Genomic DNA, 14002 nt, shown 5'->3' with positions numbered 1-14002 from the left:
TGCAAGGAGATTCAGGCGTTTTCGGCCCGTCTCGCCCGTCAGGACGAGCAGGCCTCAAATCTGAGCTTCGCATCCCGGGTATCACTTAGCCGGTTTGCCGCAGCCATCATCGTGCTGCCCATGGGTTCGGTCCCCTCTCCGGGCATCTTCGCCACCGCCTGCTGATAAGCCCTAACGAACTGCTCAGGCGGCTGTTTCATAACGCAAAGAAGAGCGGGGCGGCCGTAGGCCGTTTCAATATGGCGCGCCATGCCTGCCCCCACATAGTAAAACGCCTGCCGGCCGATACCCGTCAACCCGAGGAAGAACACATCCTTTGTCCGCCGCTCGATATCATCGCCGCCCATCAGGATATCTGCGCTGTCGCTGAAAAAGCGGGTGTTGAGCGAAAGTTGCGAGTAACCCGCCGCCGAAAACTGGTTCAGCGTATCGGTCAGCTTCCCCTCGCCCGCCATATCAAGGCTGTTCGCCACATATTCCGCCGTGCCCTCGTGCAGTAGTCCTTTGAAAATGTAGGTGAAAGCCTGATCCCGCGTTTTCACCTCGCCCATTTCAAGCGGTACCGAATGGAAAAACCTGTATTGGATGTCGTGATAAACCTCGTGCGCGGAAACCACCTTGGCAGCCGCATACTCACCCTCGGTATTTTCCTTCAGGCAGTTGAGCGCGAGATAGAAATAGCCGCTTGAGGCAAACCCGCCGCACGGGTTGCCGACAACTGAAAGCACCAGATTGCCGGTGTAATCGAGACCCGCTGGAACATAGGGACTTACCTTGTCCACCACGTACGCGCCGATTTCGGCATCGCGCGCCTTGAAGAAATCAACCGCTGCCTGAAACTTGGCCTTCTCCTTCACCAGTGCCCCGAAACGGAAGAGATCTTTCTCCGGCACTTTGCAGTCAGAGACGTCCTTCAGTCCGGCGAGGAAAGCGTCCATATTGCGCAGCGGCTGGACTTCGGAATGGTGTTTGATCTGGCCCTGCAATACCGGCGAAGCCCTCAGATAAGCCGCATCCACCGGTTTGCCGGAACAGACCATGTCCAGAAGATAGTCGGCAAGCGACGAATCAACGGATACACGGATGGACTGAGCATGCGCGCCCCCGGCATTTACGCCGATACAGACCAGAAAAGCCGCGAAAGATGCAGCTAGATGCCTGAACATTGATTTTCCTCCCTGTCGAGTTTTCTTCGATACTCGATTCCCCGACCATTCCTGCCTCGGCGAAATGGCACAGCGCTTGCGATGATGCCTGCCGCGTAGAAGAATGTGAACCCGTGTGTCGCAGAATGCAGAAGAAAGTGCCTGACATGAACCTGTTCCGCCGCCTTGCCCTTGTTTTCATGGTCATCTTTGCCGCCCTGCCGGTGCGCGCGGATGGACCCGCCATGTGGAAAATGGCGGATGAGGACACGACCATCTATCTGTTCGGCACGCTGCACCTGATGAAAAAGGACACAAACTGGGTGACACCGGCGCTCACCGACGCGCTCGCCGCCTCCAAAGGCCTGATGCTGGAACTCGCCCCCGACCAGATCGCCGCCGCCGGCCCGCTGATGGCGGCCGCCGGCCGCCTGCCCGAAGGGGAAACGCTGCGCGCCACCATCGGCGACGGCCTATACAGCGATGTCATGCGCGTCTCCCGCGCGCTCGGCCTGCCGGACGGCGCCTTCGATCAGGCCCGGCCATGGTTTACGAGCATGTCACTGAGCGTCGTCACGCTGGTGCGCGTGGGCTACGACCCGAACGCCGGGGCCGACAAGGCACTGTCCGAGGAAGCCGCCCGTCGCGGCATCCCCGTCGCCGGACTTGAAACCGCCGCCTTCCAGTCGAGCCTGTTTGGCGACCTGACGCCCGAGGAGGAACGCACGCTACTTCTCGTTACCCTGCGCGACCTTAACGATGCCGAAGCCTATTTCGCGCGGCTTGAGAAAGCATGGGTGACCGGCGACACAGCAACCCTTGACGAAGTACTGAACGAGTCGATGGAAGAATCCCCCGAACTCGCCGACCGCCTGCTGCACGACCGCAACCGCACCTGGGCTGGGGCGCTAGCCACCCGCATGGAGCGGCCGGGCACCATCATGGTGGCGGTCGGTGCCGGCCACCTTGTCGGCAATGAATCTCTTGTTGAACTGTTGCAACAAAAAGGCTTCATGGTGCAGCGCGTCCAATGAAAGCAGCGATTCCCTCAAACCATCGAACAGCGTACATTTTGTAACGAGTACAGCAGGCCCATCATGGCAAAAAACCTGACCTTCCGACCGCTTGATGCGGACACCCTTTCCCCCGCACGGCGGCGCCTCTGGAGCCTGTGGCACCAGCATGGCGGCGCGCCGGCGCTTCTCGATCAGCTGAGGCTTGATGCAGCATTCGCCGCGAAATGCCTGATCTTCAAATTCGAAGACGACGCCCTGTCCGCAAGCTTCGTGGGCGCCGGCATCAAGGAGCGCGAGGCAACGGCCAGCAGCCTGCCAAGGGATTTCATCGAGGTTTACGCCGAAGGCCACCGTGACTTCATCCGCCAACTGTTCGCCGCGATGGCTGCCACGCCCTGCGGGTCGACCGGCTTTGTGGAGCGGCGCGTGGTGAGCGGACAGACGCCGGTGCGAACCCAGTATCTCTGCCTGCCAATCATTGAAGCTGACAAACCGGTCACGCGGTTCGTCAGCGTCGATAGCGGCGTCACCTACCGCAAGGCTGACGACATCCCGAACGAAAAAGCCCTGCCGACCGGCTACACCCGGCTGACCGATGTGACATTGGTGAGGCTGCTGTAAGGCAACGACTTAAAGCGAGGCTGCAATCGCTTTGGCGGCGGCAGCCGGATCGGCGGCTTCGGTGATCGGACGGCCGATCACGAGCACACTGGCGCCAGCATCCACCGCTTCTTTCGGGGTCATCACGCGCTTCTGGTCGCCCGCTGCGCTGCCAGCCGGGCGGATGCCAGGCACCACAAGCGTGAAGTCCTCGCGGGTGGCGGCGCGCACAAGGCGGATTTCCCTCGGACTGCAGACGATGCCATCAAGCCCGCAATCATCGGCAAGGGCTGCCAGCCGCACCACCTGATCGTCCACCGCATGATCGACGCCGATGGCACTCAGGTCCCGCCCGTCAAGGCTTGTCAGGATCGTGACGCCGACCACAATGGGGCGCTCCACCCCGTGGCGGGCGGCTTCCTCGGCGGCGGTCGCGGCTGCGCGGCGCATCATTTCGGGCCCGCCCTGGGTGTGGATCGTCAGGATTTTCGGTGCGAGCGGGGCGACCGCACGGATGGCGCCTGCCACCGTGTTCGGGATGTCGTGGAACTTCAGGTCCAGAAAGATCGGCATACCGGTGTCGGCCACAGCCTTGAAGCCATCCGCACCTGTCGAACAATAATATTCAAGGCCGAGCTTGATACCGCCGACCGTGTCTTTGAGGCGGGCGGCAAGTGCTGCTGCAGCAGCGGGGTCAGTGGTATCGAGGGCACAGAAGATGCGTTCGGCTGGGGTCTTCGGCTCAAAGGGCATGGCGTGTCTCCTCGGTTCGCTCGTCCGCGTCCTATAGCGAAGGCCGGGCGGCACGACAAGAGCCAGACCGAATTGACCTCAGCGCCGCACGGGGCCCGTCTGGCCCGCCACGATGGCATTTTCGGTGGCGCTGCGTTCAGCATCCTGCGCACGGGCGGTGAGGTCGGCCATTTCGCCTTCAAGCGATTTCGCCCGCCGCTCCGCCTTGCGCCGTGCGGTGAAGCCCTTGAGCCTGAGCCAGCTTGTCACCATGCCCGCGACCGCAAGGCCGACAAAGATGCCGACAAACAGCACAAGCCACAGCGGCATCGTGACGGTGAAGGGGAAGGGCTCGAACGCGATCGTCACCGGCGCGCGGTTGTTGACGGCGAAAAAGACCAGGAGAACAGCAAGGATGCCCCAGAAAAGGCGTCGCAGCAGTGCAATGAAGGCGGTCACGAAGGTTTCCGGCAGCCGGTTACTTGTTCAGCCGTTCGCGCAGGTCCTTGCCCGTCTTGAAATAGGGCACGCGCTTTTCGGCCACGTCCACCTGATCCCCCGTGCGCGGGTTGCGCCCGGTGCGGGCAGGACGCTCCTTTACCGAAAAGGCACCGAAACCGCGCAGTTCGACCCGGTCGCCGCGAGCAAGTGCCGACGTGATTTCATCGAAAATCGTGGACACGATGCGCTCGACATCGCGGTGATAAAGGTGAGGATTCGCCTCGGCGATCTTGGCAATCAACTCGGACTTAATCATTCAGAACCTCCCTTGGGCCCCGGGCGCCAGCCCGGCGGCGGACGCCTGCCCTTGCAGCAACGGCGGTCATCGGCAACGGACTCAGTCACGACCTTGGCCCAAGCGTGCCATCCAAACTGCCTATCGTCAAGATAAGCCTTTCATATGACAGGACTTTCCGATCACAGGGCCGAAAATGTGCCGAAAAGACGCTTCCGGACACCTCCCGGAAAGGCAAAAGGCCGCCCCGCGCGGTGCGGGACGGCCTTTCGTGATGGCTTGATCAGCCGGTCGGGGCTTATTCGCCCGACTTGGCTTTCTCGAGGGCAGCGCCCAGGATATCGCCGAGCGAAGCACCGCTGTCGGCCGAGCCATATTGCTCGACGGCAGCTTTCTCTTCTGCGACTTCCAGAGCCTTGATCGAGAGATTGACCTTGCGGCTCGAACGGTCGGTACCGGTGATCATGGCGTCAACCTTATCACCAACAGCGAAACGCTCGGGGCGCTGATCGCCACGGTCACGAGCGAGATCGCCGCGACGGATGAAGGCAGTCATGCCGGTGTCGCCAACTTCAACCTCGATGCCGTTCTCGTTCACAGCCTTGACAACGCAAGTGACGGTTTCGCCTTTCTTGCGGTCTTTGACGTTGGCGAACGGGTCACCCGAAAGTTGCTTGATGCCGAGGCTGATGCGCTCTTTCGAAACATCGACGTCGAGAACGACGGCTTTGACAACGTCGCCTTTCTTGAAGTCCTGGATGGCTTCTTCGCCCGAACGGTCCCAATCGAGGTCCGAAAGGTGAACCATGCCGTCCACATCGCCGTCGAGGCCGATGAACAGACCGAATTCGGTGATGTTCTTGACTTCGCCTTCGATTTCGGTGCCGGCCGGGTATTTCGCCGAGAAGGCGTCCCACGGATTCTCGCCGCACTGCTTGAGGCCGAGGCTGATGCGACGCTTCGAGGGATCTACCTCGAGGATCATCACGTCAACTTCCTGGCTGGTGGAGACGATCTTGCCCGGATGGACGTTCTTCTTCACCCAGCTCATTTCGGAAACGTGCACGAGGCCTTCAACACCGGCTTCAAGCTCAACGAACGCGCCGTAATCGGTGATGTTGGTGACAGTGCCCTTGAACTTGGCATTGACCGGGTATTTGGCATCGATGCCATCCCACGGATCGTCCGCGAGCTGCTTCATGCCGAGGCTGATGCGCTGGGTTTCCGGATTGATGCGGACAACCTGAACCTTCACGGTCTCACCGACAGTGAGAACTTCGCTCGGGTGGTTGACACGGCGCCAGCTGATGTCGGTGACGTGCAGCAGGCCGTCGATGCCGCCGAGGTCAACGAACGCACCGTAATCGGTGATGTTCTTGACCACGCCGTCAACGGTGTCGCCTTCCTTGAGCTTGCCAAGGAGTTCAGCACGCTGGCCAGCACGATCCTCTTCCATCACGGCGCGACGCGACACAACGATGTTGCCACGGCGACGGTCCATTTTCAGGATCTGGAAGGGTTGCTTGATGTTCATCAGCGGGGTGATGTCGCGGATCGGACGGATGTCGACCTGGCTGCCCGGCAGGAATGCCACGGCGCCGTTGAGGTCCACGGTGAAGCCGCCTTTGACGCGACCGAAGATGACGCCGTTGACACGGGCATCGCCTTCGAACGATTTCTCGAGGGTTTCCCAGGCTTCTTCGCGGCGAGCCTTGTCACGCGACAGGATGGCTTCGCCAAGGGCGTTCTCGACGCGCTCGACAAACACTTCGACGTCATCGCCAACGGCGATTTCGGCCTGGGCGCCGGGAGCTGCGAATTCTTTCAGGGGAACGCGACCTTCGGCCTTGAGACCGATATCGATGATTGCGAAGTCGTTCTCGATCGAGACGACCTTGCCTTTGACGACCTGGCCGTCAAAGCCGCCTTCGGCGGGAAGGGTTTCATTCAGCATGGCCTCGAAATCGGCGAGGCTCGGGTTGAAGTTGCTCATATTTGGTCCTTTGTTCGGTTACCTGCCAACCGGTTGTGTCCGGCGGTCTTCCTGATCGTCGGTTTCCCCCCAGACAGGACCATCCTGCCGGTTCAGGGTACGATTCAGGCCTCAAACACCAAATGGGCCAGCCTCCGGCATCCGCCGGAAACCACCCTCTCAGGTCATCGGAATTATTGGAGCCCGTCCGTCTCGCCTCAGGCGCCGTCTCTGGAGGACAGCTTGCCGTCGATGAAGCTCTTGGCCCGTAAAAACACGGCGTCTATAGCCAAATTGGTCGTATCAAGCAAGAGCGCATCTTCAGCCGCCCTCAGGGGCGCGTCCTTGCGGCCCATGTCACGGGCGTCGCGAGCCTTCACATCTTCAAGTATGGCGGCATAGTCGGCGGCCTCGCCGCGACCTTCGATCTCGGCCGTTCGGCGGCGCGCCCGTTCTTCGGCTGATGCCGTCACGAAAAGCTTCACGGGCGCATCGGGACAAACGACCGTGCCGATATCGCGACCGTCCAGCACCGCGCCGGGCTGGCCCGCTGGCGGGTGGCCTGCGAACCGGCGCTGGAAATCCAGAAGGGCGGCGCGCACCCCCGGCACTGCCGCCACGCGGGAGGCGGCCCCGCCCGTTTCCTCGGCCCTGAGGCGCGGATCGCCGATCAGGCCGAGATCAAGGCGGCCTGCGGTTTCCGTGGCCTTTTCGGCGTCATCAAGATCGCTGCCCTCGATCAGCATCTGCAGGCCAACCGCCCGGTAAAGCGCCCCGGTATCAAGGAAGGCAAAGTCATAGTGATCGGCCAGAAGGCGGGCGAGCGTGCCCTTGCCCGCAGCGGCGGGGCCATCAATGGCGATCACAAAGGCAGAATTCGAAGGCGGCATGGCGATCCTTTCCGTTTCGTTTTCCATAAGCGCTCGCACGCGCGAACGCCAGCCCCTTGCGGCAGGCGCCCATCCGCGTCACACTCCCTCACCTGCAATCGGGGGATATCTGCATGGACAAGCCGTTTCGGCCTTTGGTCGTTCTGCTGATTGGATTTTTAGGGCTTCTCGCCATCACCGTCGGCACCATTCGCGCCGACGAGACAGGGAAACAAGGGATGATTCGCTCCGCCACACCCGTATTGCCGGTCGACCGGGTAGAACCTTCCGCCGCCTTCTTCGCCAAGGTCGGCTTCACGGAAACCGTGAGCGTGCCCGAGGGCGACCACAAGGGCTTCGTGATCCTGCAACAGGGCCCCACGCAGCTGATGTTCCAGACGCGCGAAAGCCTGATCGGCGATTCGGACGTGTTCAAGGACGGCGCCAACATGGGCAGCCCGGTGCTGCTGTTCATCGAGGTCGACAAGATCGACGCCGTTGAAGAGGCGCTGGCTGGCGAGCCCGTGGTGATGGAAAAGCGCGAAACCTTCTACGGCGCCACCGAGATCGGCTACCGCGAGCCCGGCGGCCATATCGTCACCTTCGCCGAGTTCAAGGAAGGCGGGGCTTAAGCCTCCAGCCCTGCCCCCAGTCCCTTCATCATTTCAATGAAGACCGGAAAGCTCGTGCGGATGGCGCGGGCGTCATCGATGGTCACGGGCTTGTCGGCGCGCTGGCCGAGCACGGCGAAGCTCATGGCGATGCGGTGATCGAGATGGGTCTCGACCGTGCCGCCGCCCGGCACATTGCCGCCGCGACCCCGGATGATGATGCCATCGTCAAATTCCTCGACCTCCACACCGTTGGCCTTCAGGCCTGCAGCCATGGCGGCAAGACGATCCGATTCTTTCACGCGCAGCTCATGCAGGCCATCAAACCGGCTTTCGCCCTCGGCAACTGCAGCGGCGGTGAACAGCACCGGGAATTCATCGATCATGGTCGAAGGGTCAACCGACAGGCCCTGCACCCCTTTAAGGCGGGCCGCACGCACGCGCAGGTCACCCACCGGCTCGCCGCCAAGCACGCGTTCATTCTCGACCGTGATATCGGCGCCCATCTCACGCAGGGCGAAGATGATACCGGTGCGCAAGGGATTGAGCCCCACATTGCGGATCAGCACGTCCGAGCCCGGCACGATGGAGGCCGCGACCATCGGGAAGGCGGACGAGGAAATATCGCCCGGCACTTCCATATGGATGGGGCTGAGCTCCGGCTGGCCCACAAGCTTCACCACGCGGCCCTCCGGCCCGTCCTCCACGCGGATATCGGCGCCCATTGAGGACAGCATCCGTTCGGTATGATCCCGTGTCGCCACCTTCTCGCGCACCGTCGTCACGCCCGGTGTGTTGAGGCCGGCAAGCAGCACGGCGGATTTCACCTGCGCCGAGGCCATCGGGGTCGTGTAATCGATGGGAAGCGGTGTGTCCGTCCCCTTGATCACCAGCGGCAGGCGCCCGCCCGTACGCGCCGAAACGGTCGCCCCCATAGCGGTCAGCGGATCGATCACCCGGCCCATCGGGCGTTTGCGCAAGCTGGCGTCGCCCGTCATCGTCACCTGGATCGGGTGTGTGGCGATCAGCCCCATGATGAGGCGCGTGGAGGTGCCCGAATTGCCCATGTCGATCACGTCATCGGGCTCCAGCAGGCCGCCGACGCCCACGCCATCGATTTCCCACTCGCCTTCGCCCTTCCTTGTGACGGTGGCGCCCATGGCGCGCATGGCGGCGGCGGTTGCCATCACGTCCTCGCCTTCCAACAGGCCGCTTACCCGGCTTTTGCCGACGGCGAGCGCCCCGAGCATGATCGAGCGGTGCGAGACCGACTTGTCGCCCGGAATGCGGACAGCGCCTTCAAGGGCACGGCCGGGGGCGGAAACAAGGGGTTCGGGTTGGGCGTCGGGGGAGTGATGTGCAGACACGGGCAGACTTTCAGGCGGACTTTCGGGATGAGCACGAAAGGAATCTTTGACAGGCGCGGTGGATCATGGCAAGGGAAGCGCCGAAATCAAGCTTTAATGCGCTCAAGATAGAGTGGAGACAGCCGTGGCAAAACCCGAATGGGGCACCAAGCGCACCTGCCCGAAATGCGGCACGCGCTTCTACGACCTGCAAAAAGACGATCCGGCAACCTGCATCGATTGCGGCACCACATGGACGCCGGAACCGATTCTGAAAGCCAAGCAGCCGGTCATGATCGACAAGGCCGCCGCCAAGGTGGCGCCGAAGGAAGACGAGGACGTGGACGCCGAAGACCTGCTCGGAGACGATGACGACATCGATCTCGGCGGCGACGACGACGACGATATCGTCAGCCTCGACGACGATGACGACGATGAAGTGACCGGCATGGTCGATTCGTCGCTTTCGGACGACGAATAATCGATACCTTTCAAGGGGTTGATAGCTAGTTCAGCCCCTTGAAAAAAAGCCTTGCGCGGACCGATGTCCCTGACTATAGTCCGCGCCGTTCCCGAGGCCGCAGCCCCGGGCATCCCATAGTCGACGGGGCTATAGCTCAGCTGGGAGAGCGCTTGCATGGCATGCAAGAGGTCAGCGGTTCGATCCCGCTTAGCTCCACCATGAAAAGACCCGCCCTAAAGGCGGGTCTTTTGCTTTTCAGGCCAACTCGCGTCAGGGCGAGTTCTTGCCTGGATATCCGGCGACGCTTTCCCTTGTCGTGTTCTTATCAAGTTTGTACTCTCGGCTCTCCCTCCCGGTCATTCAGGACAACCTGTGAATTTGATTCTTGAGGATTGCTCGACATGAACGACCAAGCCCAGATCAGCGAAGCCGGTGACGCCTATCAGGCGGTCATGGATGCGATCGTCACGCAGCAGCTGGCGCCGAGCCAAAAGGTTTCGGAAAATCTGCTGAGTGACATGTTCGGCATCAGCCGCACAGTTGCCCGCACCCTGATCGAACGGCTGGTCAGCCAGCAGTTCATGGTCAACCTGTCGCCGCGCATCACGATTGTGGCGCCGCTCACGCTCCATGAAATCAAGCAGAATTTCACCCTGCGCAAGATGTTGCTGCCGTCGATCCTGTCCCTCGCCGCCGCGACTGCCGACTTCGAGCGACTGGAAGCGTTAAGCCACGAGATCGAAGCATTGCTGCGCCCGTCAACTGATGATGAAGCCCTCGCGCTGTTGAAAAAGAACAAGGAAATCAATATCGCCCTGTGCGAAAGCGTCGGCTTTCCGCTGATGCACGATTGGGTCCGCCAGCTCGAGGACGGGGCCATGCGGATTTACTGGCTTTATCTCAAAAGGCTGAAAAGCATGCCTTACACAGCCGACCAGCATGTCATGGCAATCGAGGTGATGCGCTGCGACGAGCCGAGCCGCGTCCGGGCCATTGTCCATGATATCCTCAGCCAGGCCGAAGATCGCATCATGAACACCATCTTCTCAAGCCAGCAGTTTTCGGCGCAGGACCTCAAGATCTGAATACCTGCCATATCCTTCATGTCGGCGCCCCTTTCTTGGACCCGATATGGTCACGCCGTCTCGGCCCCGGCGGGCTCAAGCCGACTGAGGAGACCGGCGATCATTGCCGCTTCTGATTCCTCGAGGCCATTGAAGAAGGTCGCCGCCATCTCGCCTTTCAGGCTGGCGATTTCACTCGCCAGGGTACTGCCCTTCGCGGTGATCTGCACGAAGTTGGCGCGCTTGTCTTTTGCGTCCTTCTGCCGCTCCACACAGGCGCGCGCCTCCAGCGCCTTGAGCGCCCGCCCCACATTGCTGCGATCGATATAAAGCTGGCTCGCGAGGGCATCCTGCGTGGCCCGGCCACCCGCCTGTGTGAGAAGCGTCAGCAGACGCGCTTCCGTGTGATTGAGCCCGAGCCGTGCGAAATAGTCTTCCGCAAAGCGGTAGCGCTGCCGCCCGAGCTGCCCGAGCCGATCAAAAAGGGCCAGATATCCATTCATTCCGTTCATCCACTTGACTCTCCGCCTCCTGTTGAATATATGCATGCGCACGCATATATTCAACAGGAATTGGTGAATTCCATGAACAGCAGTGTAACAACAGGCCTCGATAGCCCCAATAGCGCACCGGCAGCCCCCGCAGGCGACACACGGCTCGCGCTGGTTAGCCTGTCCCTTTCGATGCTCATCGCAGCGGTGGGCACCGGCATCGTCAATGTGGCGCTGCCGACCCTGACCGAGGCGTTCGGTGCGACTTTTGACACAGCCCAGTGGATTGTTCTCGCCTATCTCCTGTCGATGACCGCCTGCATGGCAGCTGTCGGCCGGCTGGGCGACATGATGGACCGGCGCCGCCTTCTGATGGGTGGCATCGTCCTCTATATGCTGGCGTCGGCCCTTTGCGCCATTGCACCGTCCATTGAATGGCTTCTCGCTGCCCGTGCGGCACAAGGGCTCGGGGCGGCAATCATGATGTCGATGACGATGGCCCTTGTCGGGGCAGCGGTGCCGAAAGCGCGCGCCGGCGCAGCCATGGGGCTGCTGGCGACCATGTCGGCAGCCGGGACCACGCTTGGCCCCACGCTTGGCGGCTTCATGGTATCGGCTTTCGGATGGCCGTCGATCTTCTTGGTCAATCTCCCCCTCGGCATCGCTGCACTGGCCCTGATCGCACGCAGCGTACCCGCCGAAGCGCCTGCAAACCGGTTCGACCCTCGCCAGTTCGATACGGTCGGCACCCTCCTCCTCGCCGCTGTCCTTGTGGCTTACGCGCTGGCCATGACCGGTGCCGGGGGTTCCGCCCTCGTGAACGCGGCCCTTGTGGGTGCGGCGATGGCGGGCGGACTGATCTTCACCCGGTTCGAGAGGAAGGCGGCACACCCGCTGATCCGCCCTGGCCTGTTCCGGAATCCGGTTCTGAGCGCCGGCCTTGTGATGAATTGCCTCGTCTCGGCCATCATGATGGCGTCGCTTGTGGTCGGCCCCTTCCATCTGGCGCACGGCCTTGGCCTAGATACGGCTTCAGTAGGCATTGTGATGTCTGCCGGGCCATTGATGGTCGCGCTTGCCGGTGTGCCGGCCGGGCGCGTGGCGGACCGGTTTGGTGTCAGCCGCAGCCAGATCGGTGGCCTGAGCCTGATGACGGCTGGTGCCCTTGCCCTTGCCATGGCGCCTGCGTCGCTTGGGGTTCCCGGCTATATCGGCCCGCTGATGGCCGTCACGCTCGGCTATGCTTTCTTCCACACTGCCAACAATACGATAGTCATGCAGGACGCCGCCGCCGACCAGCGCGGCATGACCTCGGCCCTTCTCAATCTCTCCCGCAGCCTCGGCTTCATTACAGGCGCCGCGGTCCTCGGGTCGGTGTTCGCGGCAGGCGGCCTGCAGACGACCTTCCTTGTTGCCACCTTCTTCGCCGCCCTTGCCACTGTCGTCGCGGTGCGGAAGCCCGCCTGAATAACCTGAAAAAAGACCCGCCGGATTGGCGGGTCTTTTGCGTTTTGGCCGGGATAAGGCTTTATTTCGGCGCGGGGTAGCGCCAGCCTTCGCTGCCATCAACTGCAGCGGCAAATTGCTTGGCCGCGAAATCCCAGTTGGCGAGCTTGTCGAACCAGTTGCCGAGCCACGTGGGGCGGTCCTGGCGGTAATCGATATAATAGGCATGTTCCCATACATCGCAGGCCAGAAGGGCCGTCACGCCGTCTTCCAGAATCGGCAGGCCGGCATCATGGGTGGAGACGACCTCAAGCTTGCCACCGCGCACGATGAGCCACGCCCAGCCAGAACCGAAATGGCCGACGCCTTCAGCCACGAAACGCTTTTTCAGCTCTTCCACGCTACCGAAAGCCGCGTTGATGGCTTCGAGAAGCGCACCGGCAGGGGCGGTTGCCGTGGGGCTCATGCTTTCCCAGAAGAAGGCATGGTTCCAGGCCTGGGCGGCGTTATTGAAAACCGGCTTGTCGCCCCTGGTGTGCGCGTCTTTCGTCACCTGCTCGATCGAGGTGGCGGTCAGGCCCTTGTCGGCGATGAAGCCGTTCAGCACCGTCACATAACGGGCATGGTGCTTGCCGTGGTGAACCTGCAGCGTTTCCTCCGAAAGCACGGGGGCAAGGTCTGCGTGGCCGTAGGGGAGCGGCGGCAGTTCGAAGGTCGGGGTCTGGTCGGTCATTTTCGAAATCTCCTTCACAGGATGGGGCAACAGTGAAAAAGGCATGCGCCGAACCCGTTGCGGGAACGGCAGCCTGAGGGCAAATGCGGGGAAAACGGCGGGGCGCCGTCAGTCCGCACGGCAAGGGCTGGGGAGCCCTTCATGCCGGCGCGCGCACTGTGGGGCAGGTGTGCGCCGAAGGCAACTCAATGTTATTTGAAGAGATAATCAGGAAATCTGTCACGAAAGAGGCATAGAATGGCCCGTCCGTCTCAGAGAGCTGCCTTGATCATCGCGGCCGCCTCGTCCGCCGAGACACGGGCTGTATCGATTGTCAGGTCGGGCGTCGGCATCGCGCGTTCGCAGATTGCGAACTCGTCCTGCAGGGCCTTGAGCAGCAATACATCCCGGAGCTTGCCGAATTTGGCGCGGTCGGCATTGTCGATGCGGGCGACCTGTTCTTCGCGCGACAGGGTCAGGTGCACGAAAGTGATCCGCCCGCCAGCCCCGCGCACCAGATCCGCCACACGCTGGGCAAAATCGGGAGCGACCGACCCTTCCGGCTGGAAGGTGAAGATCAGCGAGCGTTCCTCGCGGGCCGCTGCCTCGAAGGTTTTCATCCAGAAGTCCTCGCGCAGGCGCACGAAACTTTCACTGCCGAACGGGAAAACGGCGGCGACAGCATCTACCACCAGATGATTATGGAAAAGCGCATAGCCGGTTTCCGCCGCCAGCAGCTTGGCGACGGTATATTTGCCCGCCGCCGGAGGGCCGTAGACGAAAACCAGATGCATATGCC

At 61.8% G+C, this 14002-nt stretch carries 16 protein-coding genes and 1 tRNA gene; 7 read left to right on the top strand and 10 right to left on the bottom strand.

Annotated features, from left to right (window positions below; all coding sequences use genetic code 11):
* Positions 1-38: 38 nt before the first annotated feature.
* Entirely contained in the window at positions 39-1166 is a 1128-nt protein-coding gene (locus OU694_RS11630) for a DUF5700 domain-containing putative Zn-dependent protease (RefSeq protein WP_308911176.1), read from the bottom strand.
* 146 nt (positions 1167-1312) lie between these two features.
* Here OU694_RS11630 and OU694_RS11625 point away from each other — a divergent pair, with 146 nt between their 5' ends.
* Both OU694_RS11625 and OU694_RS11620 read left to right on the top strand, forming a co-directional pair.
* The gene (locus OU694_RS11625) at positions 1313-2179 is read left to right on the top strand and encodes a TraB/GumN family protein (RefSeq protein ID WP_308911175.1); all 867 of its coding nucleotides are present in this window, start codon (positions 1313-1315) and stop codon (positions 2177-2179) included.
* Positions 2180-2242: 63 nt separating this feature from the next.
* On the top strand, positions 2243-2782 hold the full coding sequence (locus OU694_RS11620) for a hypothetical protein (protein ID WP_308911174.1): 540 nt from the start codon (positions 2243-2245) through the stop codon (positions 2780-2782).
* Between the two features lie 9 nt (positions 2783-2791).
* On the opposite strand, the gene pyrF is transcribed toward OU694_RS11620, so the two are convergent.
* The 5 genes from pyrF to cmk all read right to left on the bottom strand — a co-directional run bounded on the left by pyrF (position 2792) and on the right by cmk (position 7091).
* Positions 2792-3514, bottom strand: coding sequence for an orotidine-5'-phosphate decarboxylase (pyrF, locus tag OU694_RS11615; protein WP_308911173.1), 723 nt, complete (start codon positions 3512-3514; stop codon positions 2792-2794).
* A gap of 78 nt (positions 3515-3592) precedes the next feature.
* Positions 3593-3952, bottom strand: a complete 360-nt coding sequence (locus OU694_RS11610) for a lipopolysaccharide assembly protein LapA domain-containing protein (protein ID WP_308911172.1) — start codon at positions 3950-3952, stop codon at positions 3593-3595.
* Between the two features lie 19 nt (positions 3953-3971).
* A complete protein-coding gene (locus OU694_RS11605) occupies positions 3972-4250 on the bottom strand; it encodes an integration host factor subunit beta (protein ID WP_289504467.1) in 279 nt (92 codons plus the stop codon).
* A 277-nt stretch (positions 4251-4527) separates the two neighbouring features.
* Positions 4528-6222 (bottom strand): 30S ribosomal protein S1, encoded by a 1695-nt coding sequence (gene rpsA / locus OU694_RS11600; RefSeq protein WP_308911171.1) that lies wholly within the window; start codon positions 6220-6222, stop codon positions 4528-4530.
* Positions 6223-6419: 197 nt separating this feature from the next.
* Positions 6420-7091, bottom strand: coding sequence for a (d)CMP kinase (cmk, locus tag OU694_RS11595; protein WP_308911170.1), 672 nt, complete (start codon positions 7089-7091; stop codon positions 6420-6422).
* A gap of 113 nt (positions 7092-7204) precedes the next feature.
* Here cmk and OU694_RS11590 point away from each other — a divergent pair, with 113 nt between their 5' ends.
* Positions 7205-7702, top strand: coding sequence for a VOC family protein (locus OU694_RS11590; RefSeq protein WP_308911169.1), 498 nt, complete (start codon positions 7205-7207; stop codon positions 7700-7702).
* Here OU694_RS11590 and aroA read toward each other — a convergent pair.
* Positions 7699-9048 carry a 3-phosphoshikimate 1-carboxyvinyltransferase gene (gene aroA / locus OU694_RS11585; protein WP_308911168.1) on the bottom strand — a complete coding sequence of 450 codons (1350 nt, stop codon included), beginning with the start codon at positions 9046-9048 and terminating at the stop codon, positions 7699-7701. The two genes, OU694_RS11590 and aroA, sit on opposite strands and share 4 nt — an antisense overlap.
* 124 nt (positions 9049-9172) lie before the next feature.
* Between aroA and OU694_RS11580 the strand changes: the two genes are divergently transcribed.
* The 3 genes from OU694_RS11580 to OU694_RS11570 all read left to right on the top strand — a co-directional run bounded on the left by OU694_RS11580 (position 9173) and on the right by OU694_RS11570 (position 10575).
* Positions 9173-9508 carry a TIGR02300 family protein gene (locus tag OU694_RS11580; RefSeq protein ID WP_308911167.1) on the top strand — a complete coding sequence of 112 codons (336 nt, stop codon included), beginning with the start codon at positions 9173-9175 and terminating at the stop codon, positions 9506-9508.
* A gap of 125 nt (positions 9509-9633) precedes the next feature.
* Positions 9634-9709, top strand: a tRNA-Ala gene (locus tag OU694_RS11575).
* 182 nt (positions 9710-9891) lie between these two features.
* A complete protein-coding gene (locus OU694_RS11570) occupies positions 9892-10575 on the top strand; it encodes a GntR family transcriptional regulator (protein ID WP_308911166.1) in 684 nt (227 codons plus the stop codon).
* 50 nt (positions 10576-10625) lie between these two features.
* On the opposite strand, the gene OU694_RS11565 is transcribed toward OU694_RS11570, so the two are convergent.
* On the bottom strand, positions 10626-11066 hold the full coding sequence (locus OU694_RS11565) for a MarR family winged helix-turn-helix transcriptional regulator (RefSeq protein WP_308911165.1): 441 nt from the start codon (positions 11064-11066) through the stop codon (positions 10626-10628).
* 72 nt (positions 11067-11138) lie between these two features.
* Here OU694_RS11565 and OU694_RS11560 point away from each other — a divergent pair, with 72 nt between their 5' ends.
* Positions 11139-12512, top strand: a complete 1374-nt coding sequence (locus OU694_RS11560) for an MFS transporter (protein WP_308911164.1) — start codon at positions 11139-11141, stop codon at positions 12510-12512.
* Between the two features lie 61 nt (positions 12513-12573).
* On the opposite strand, the gene OU694_RS11555 is transcribed toward OU694_RS11560, so the two are convergent.
* Complete coding sequence (locus OU694_RS11555) at positions 12574-13224, bottom strand: superoxide dismutase (protein WP_308911163.1); 651 nt, start codon at positions 13222-13224, stop codon at positions 12574-12576.
* A gap of 251 nt (positions 13225-13475) precedes the next feature.
* A complete protein-coding gene (locus OU694_RS11550) occupies positions 13476-13997 on the bottom strand; it encodes a DEAD/DEAH box helicase family protein (protein ID WP_308911162.1) in 522 nt (173 codons plus the stop codon).
* Positions 13998-14002: the final 5 nt, after the last annotated feature.

It is taken from the genome of Pseudokordiimonas caeni, assembly GCF_026719705.1.
Classification (GTDB): domain Bacteria; phylum Pseudomonadota; class Alphaproteobacteria; order Sphingomonadales; family Kordiimonadaceae; genus Gimibacter; species Gimibacter caeni.
This window is presented reverse-complemented; position numbering and strand designations above follow the sequence as displayed.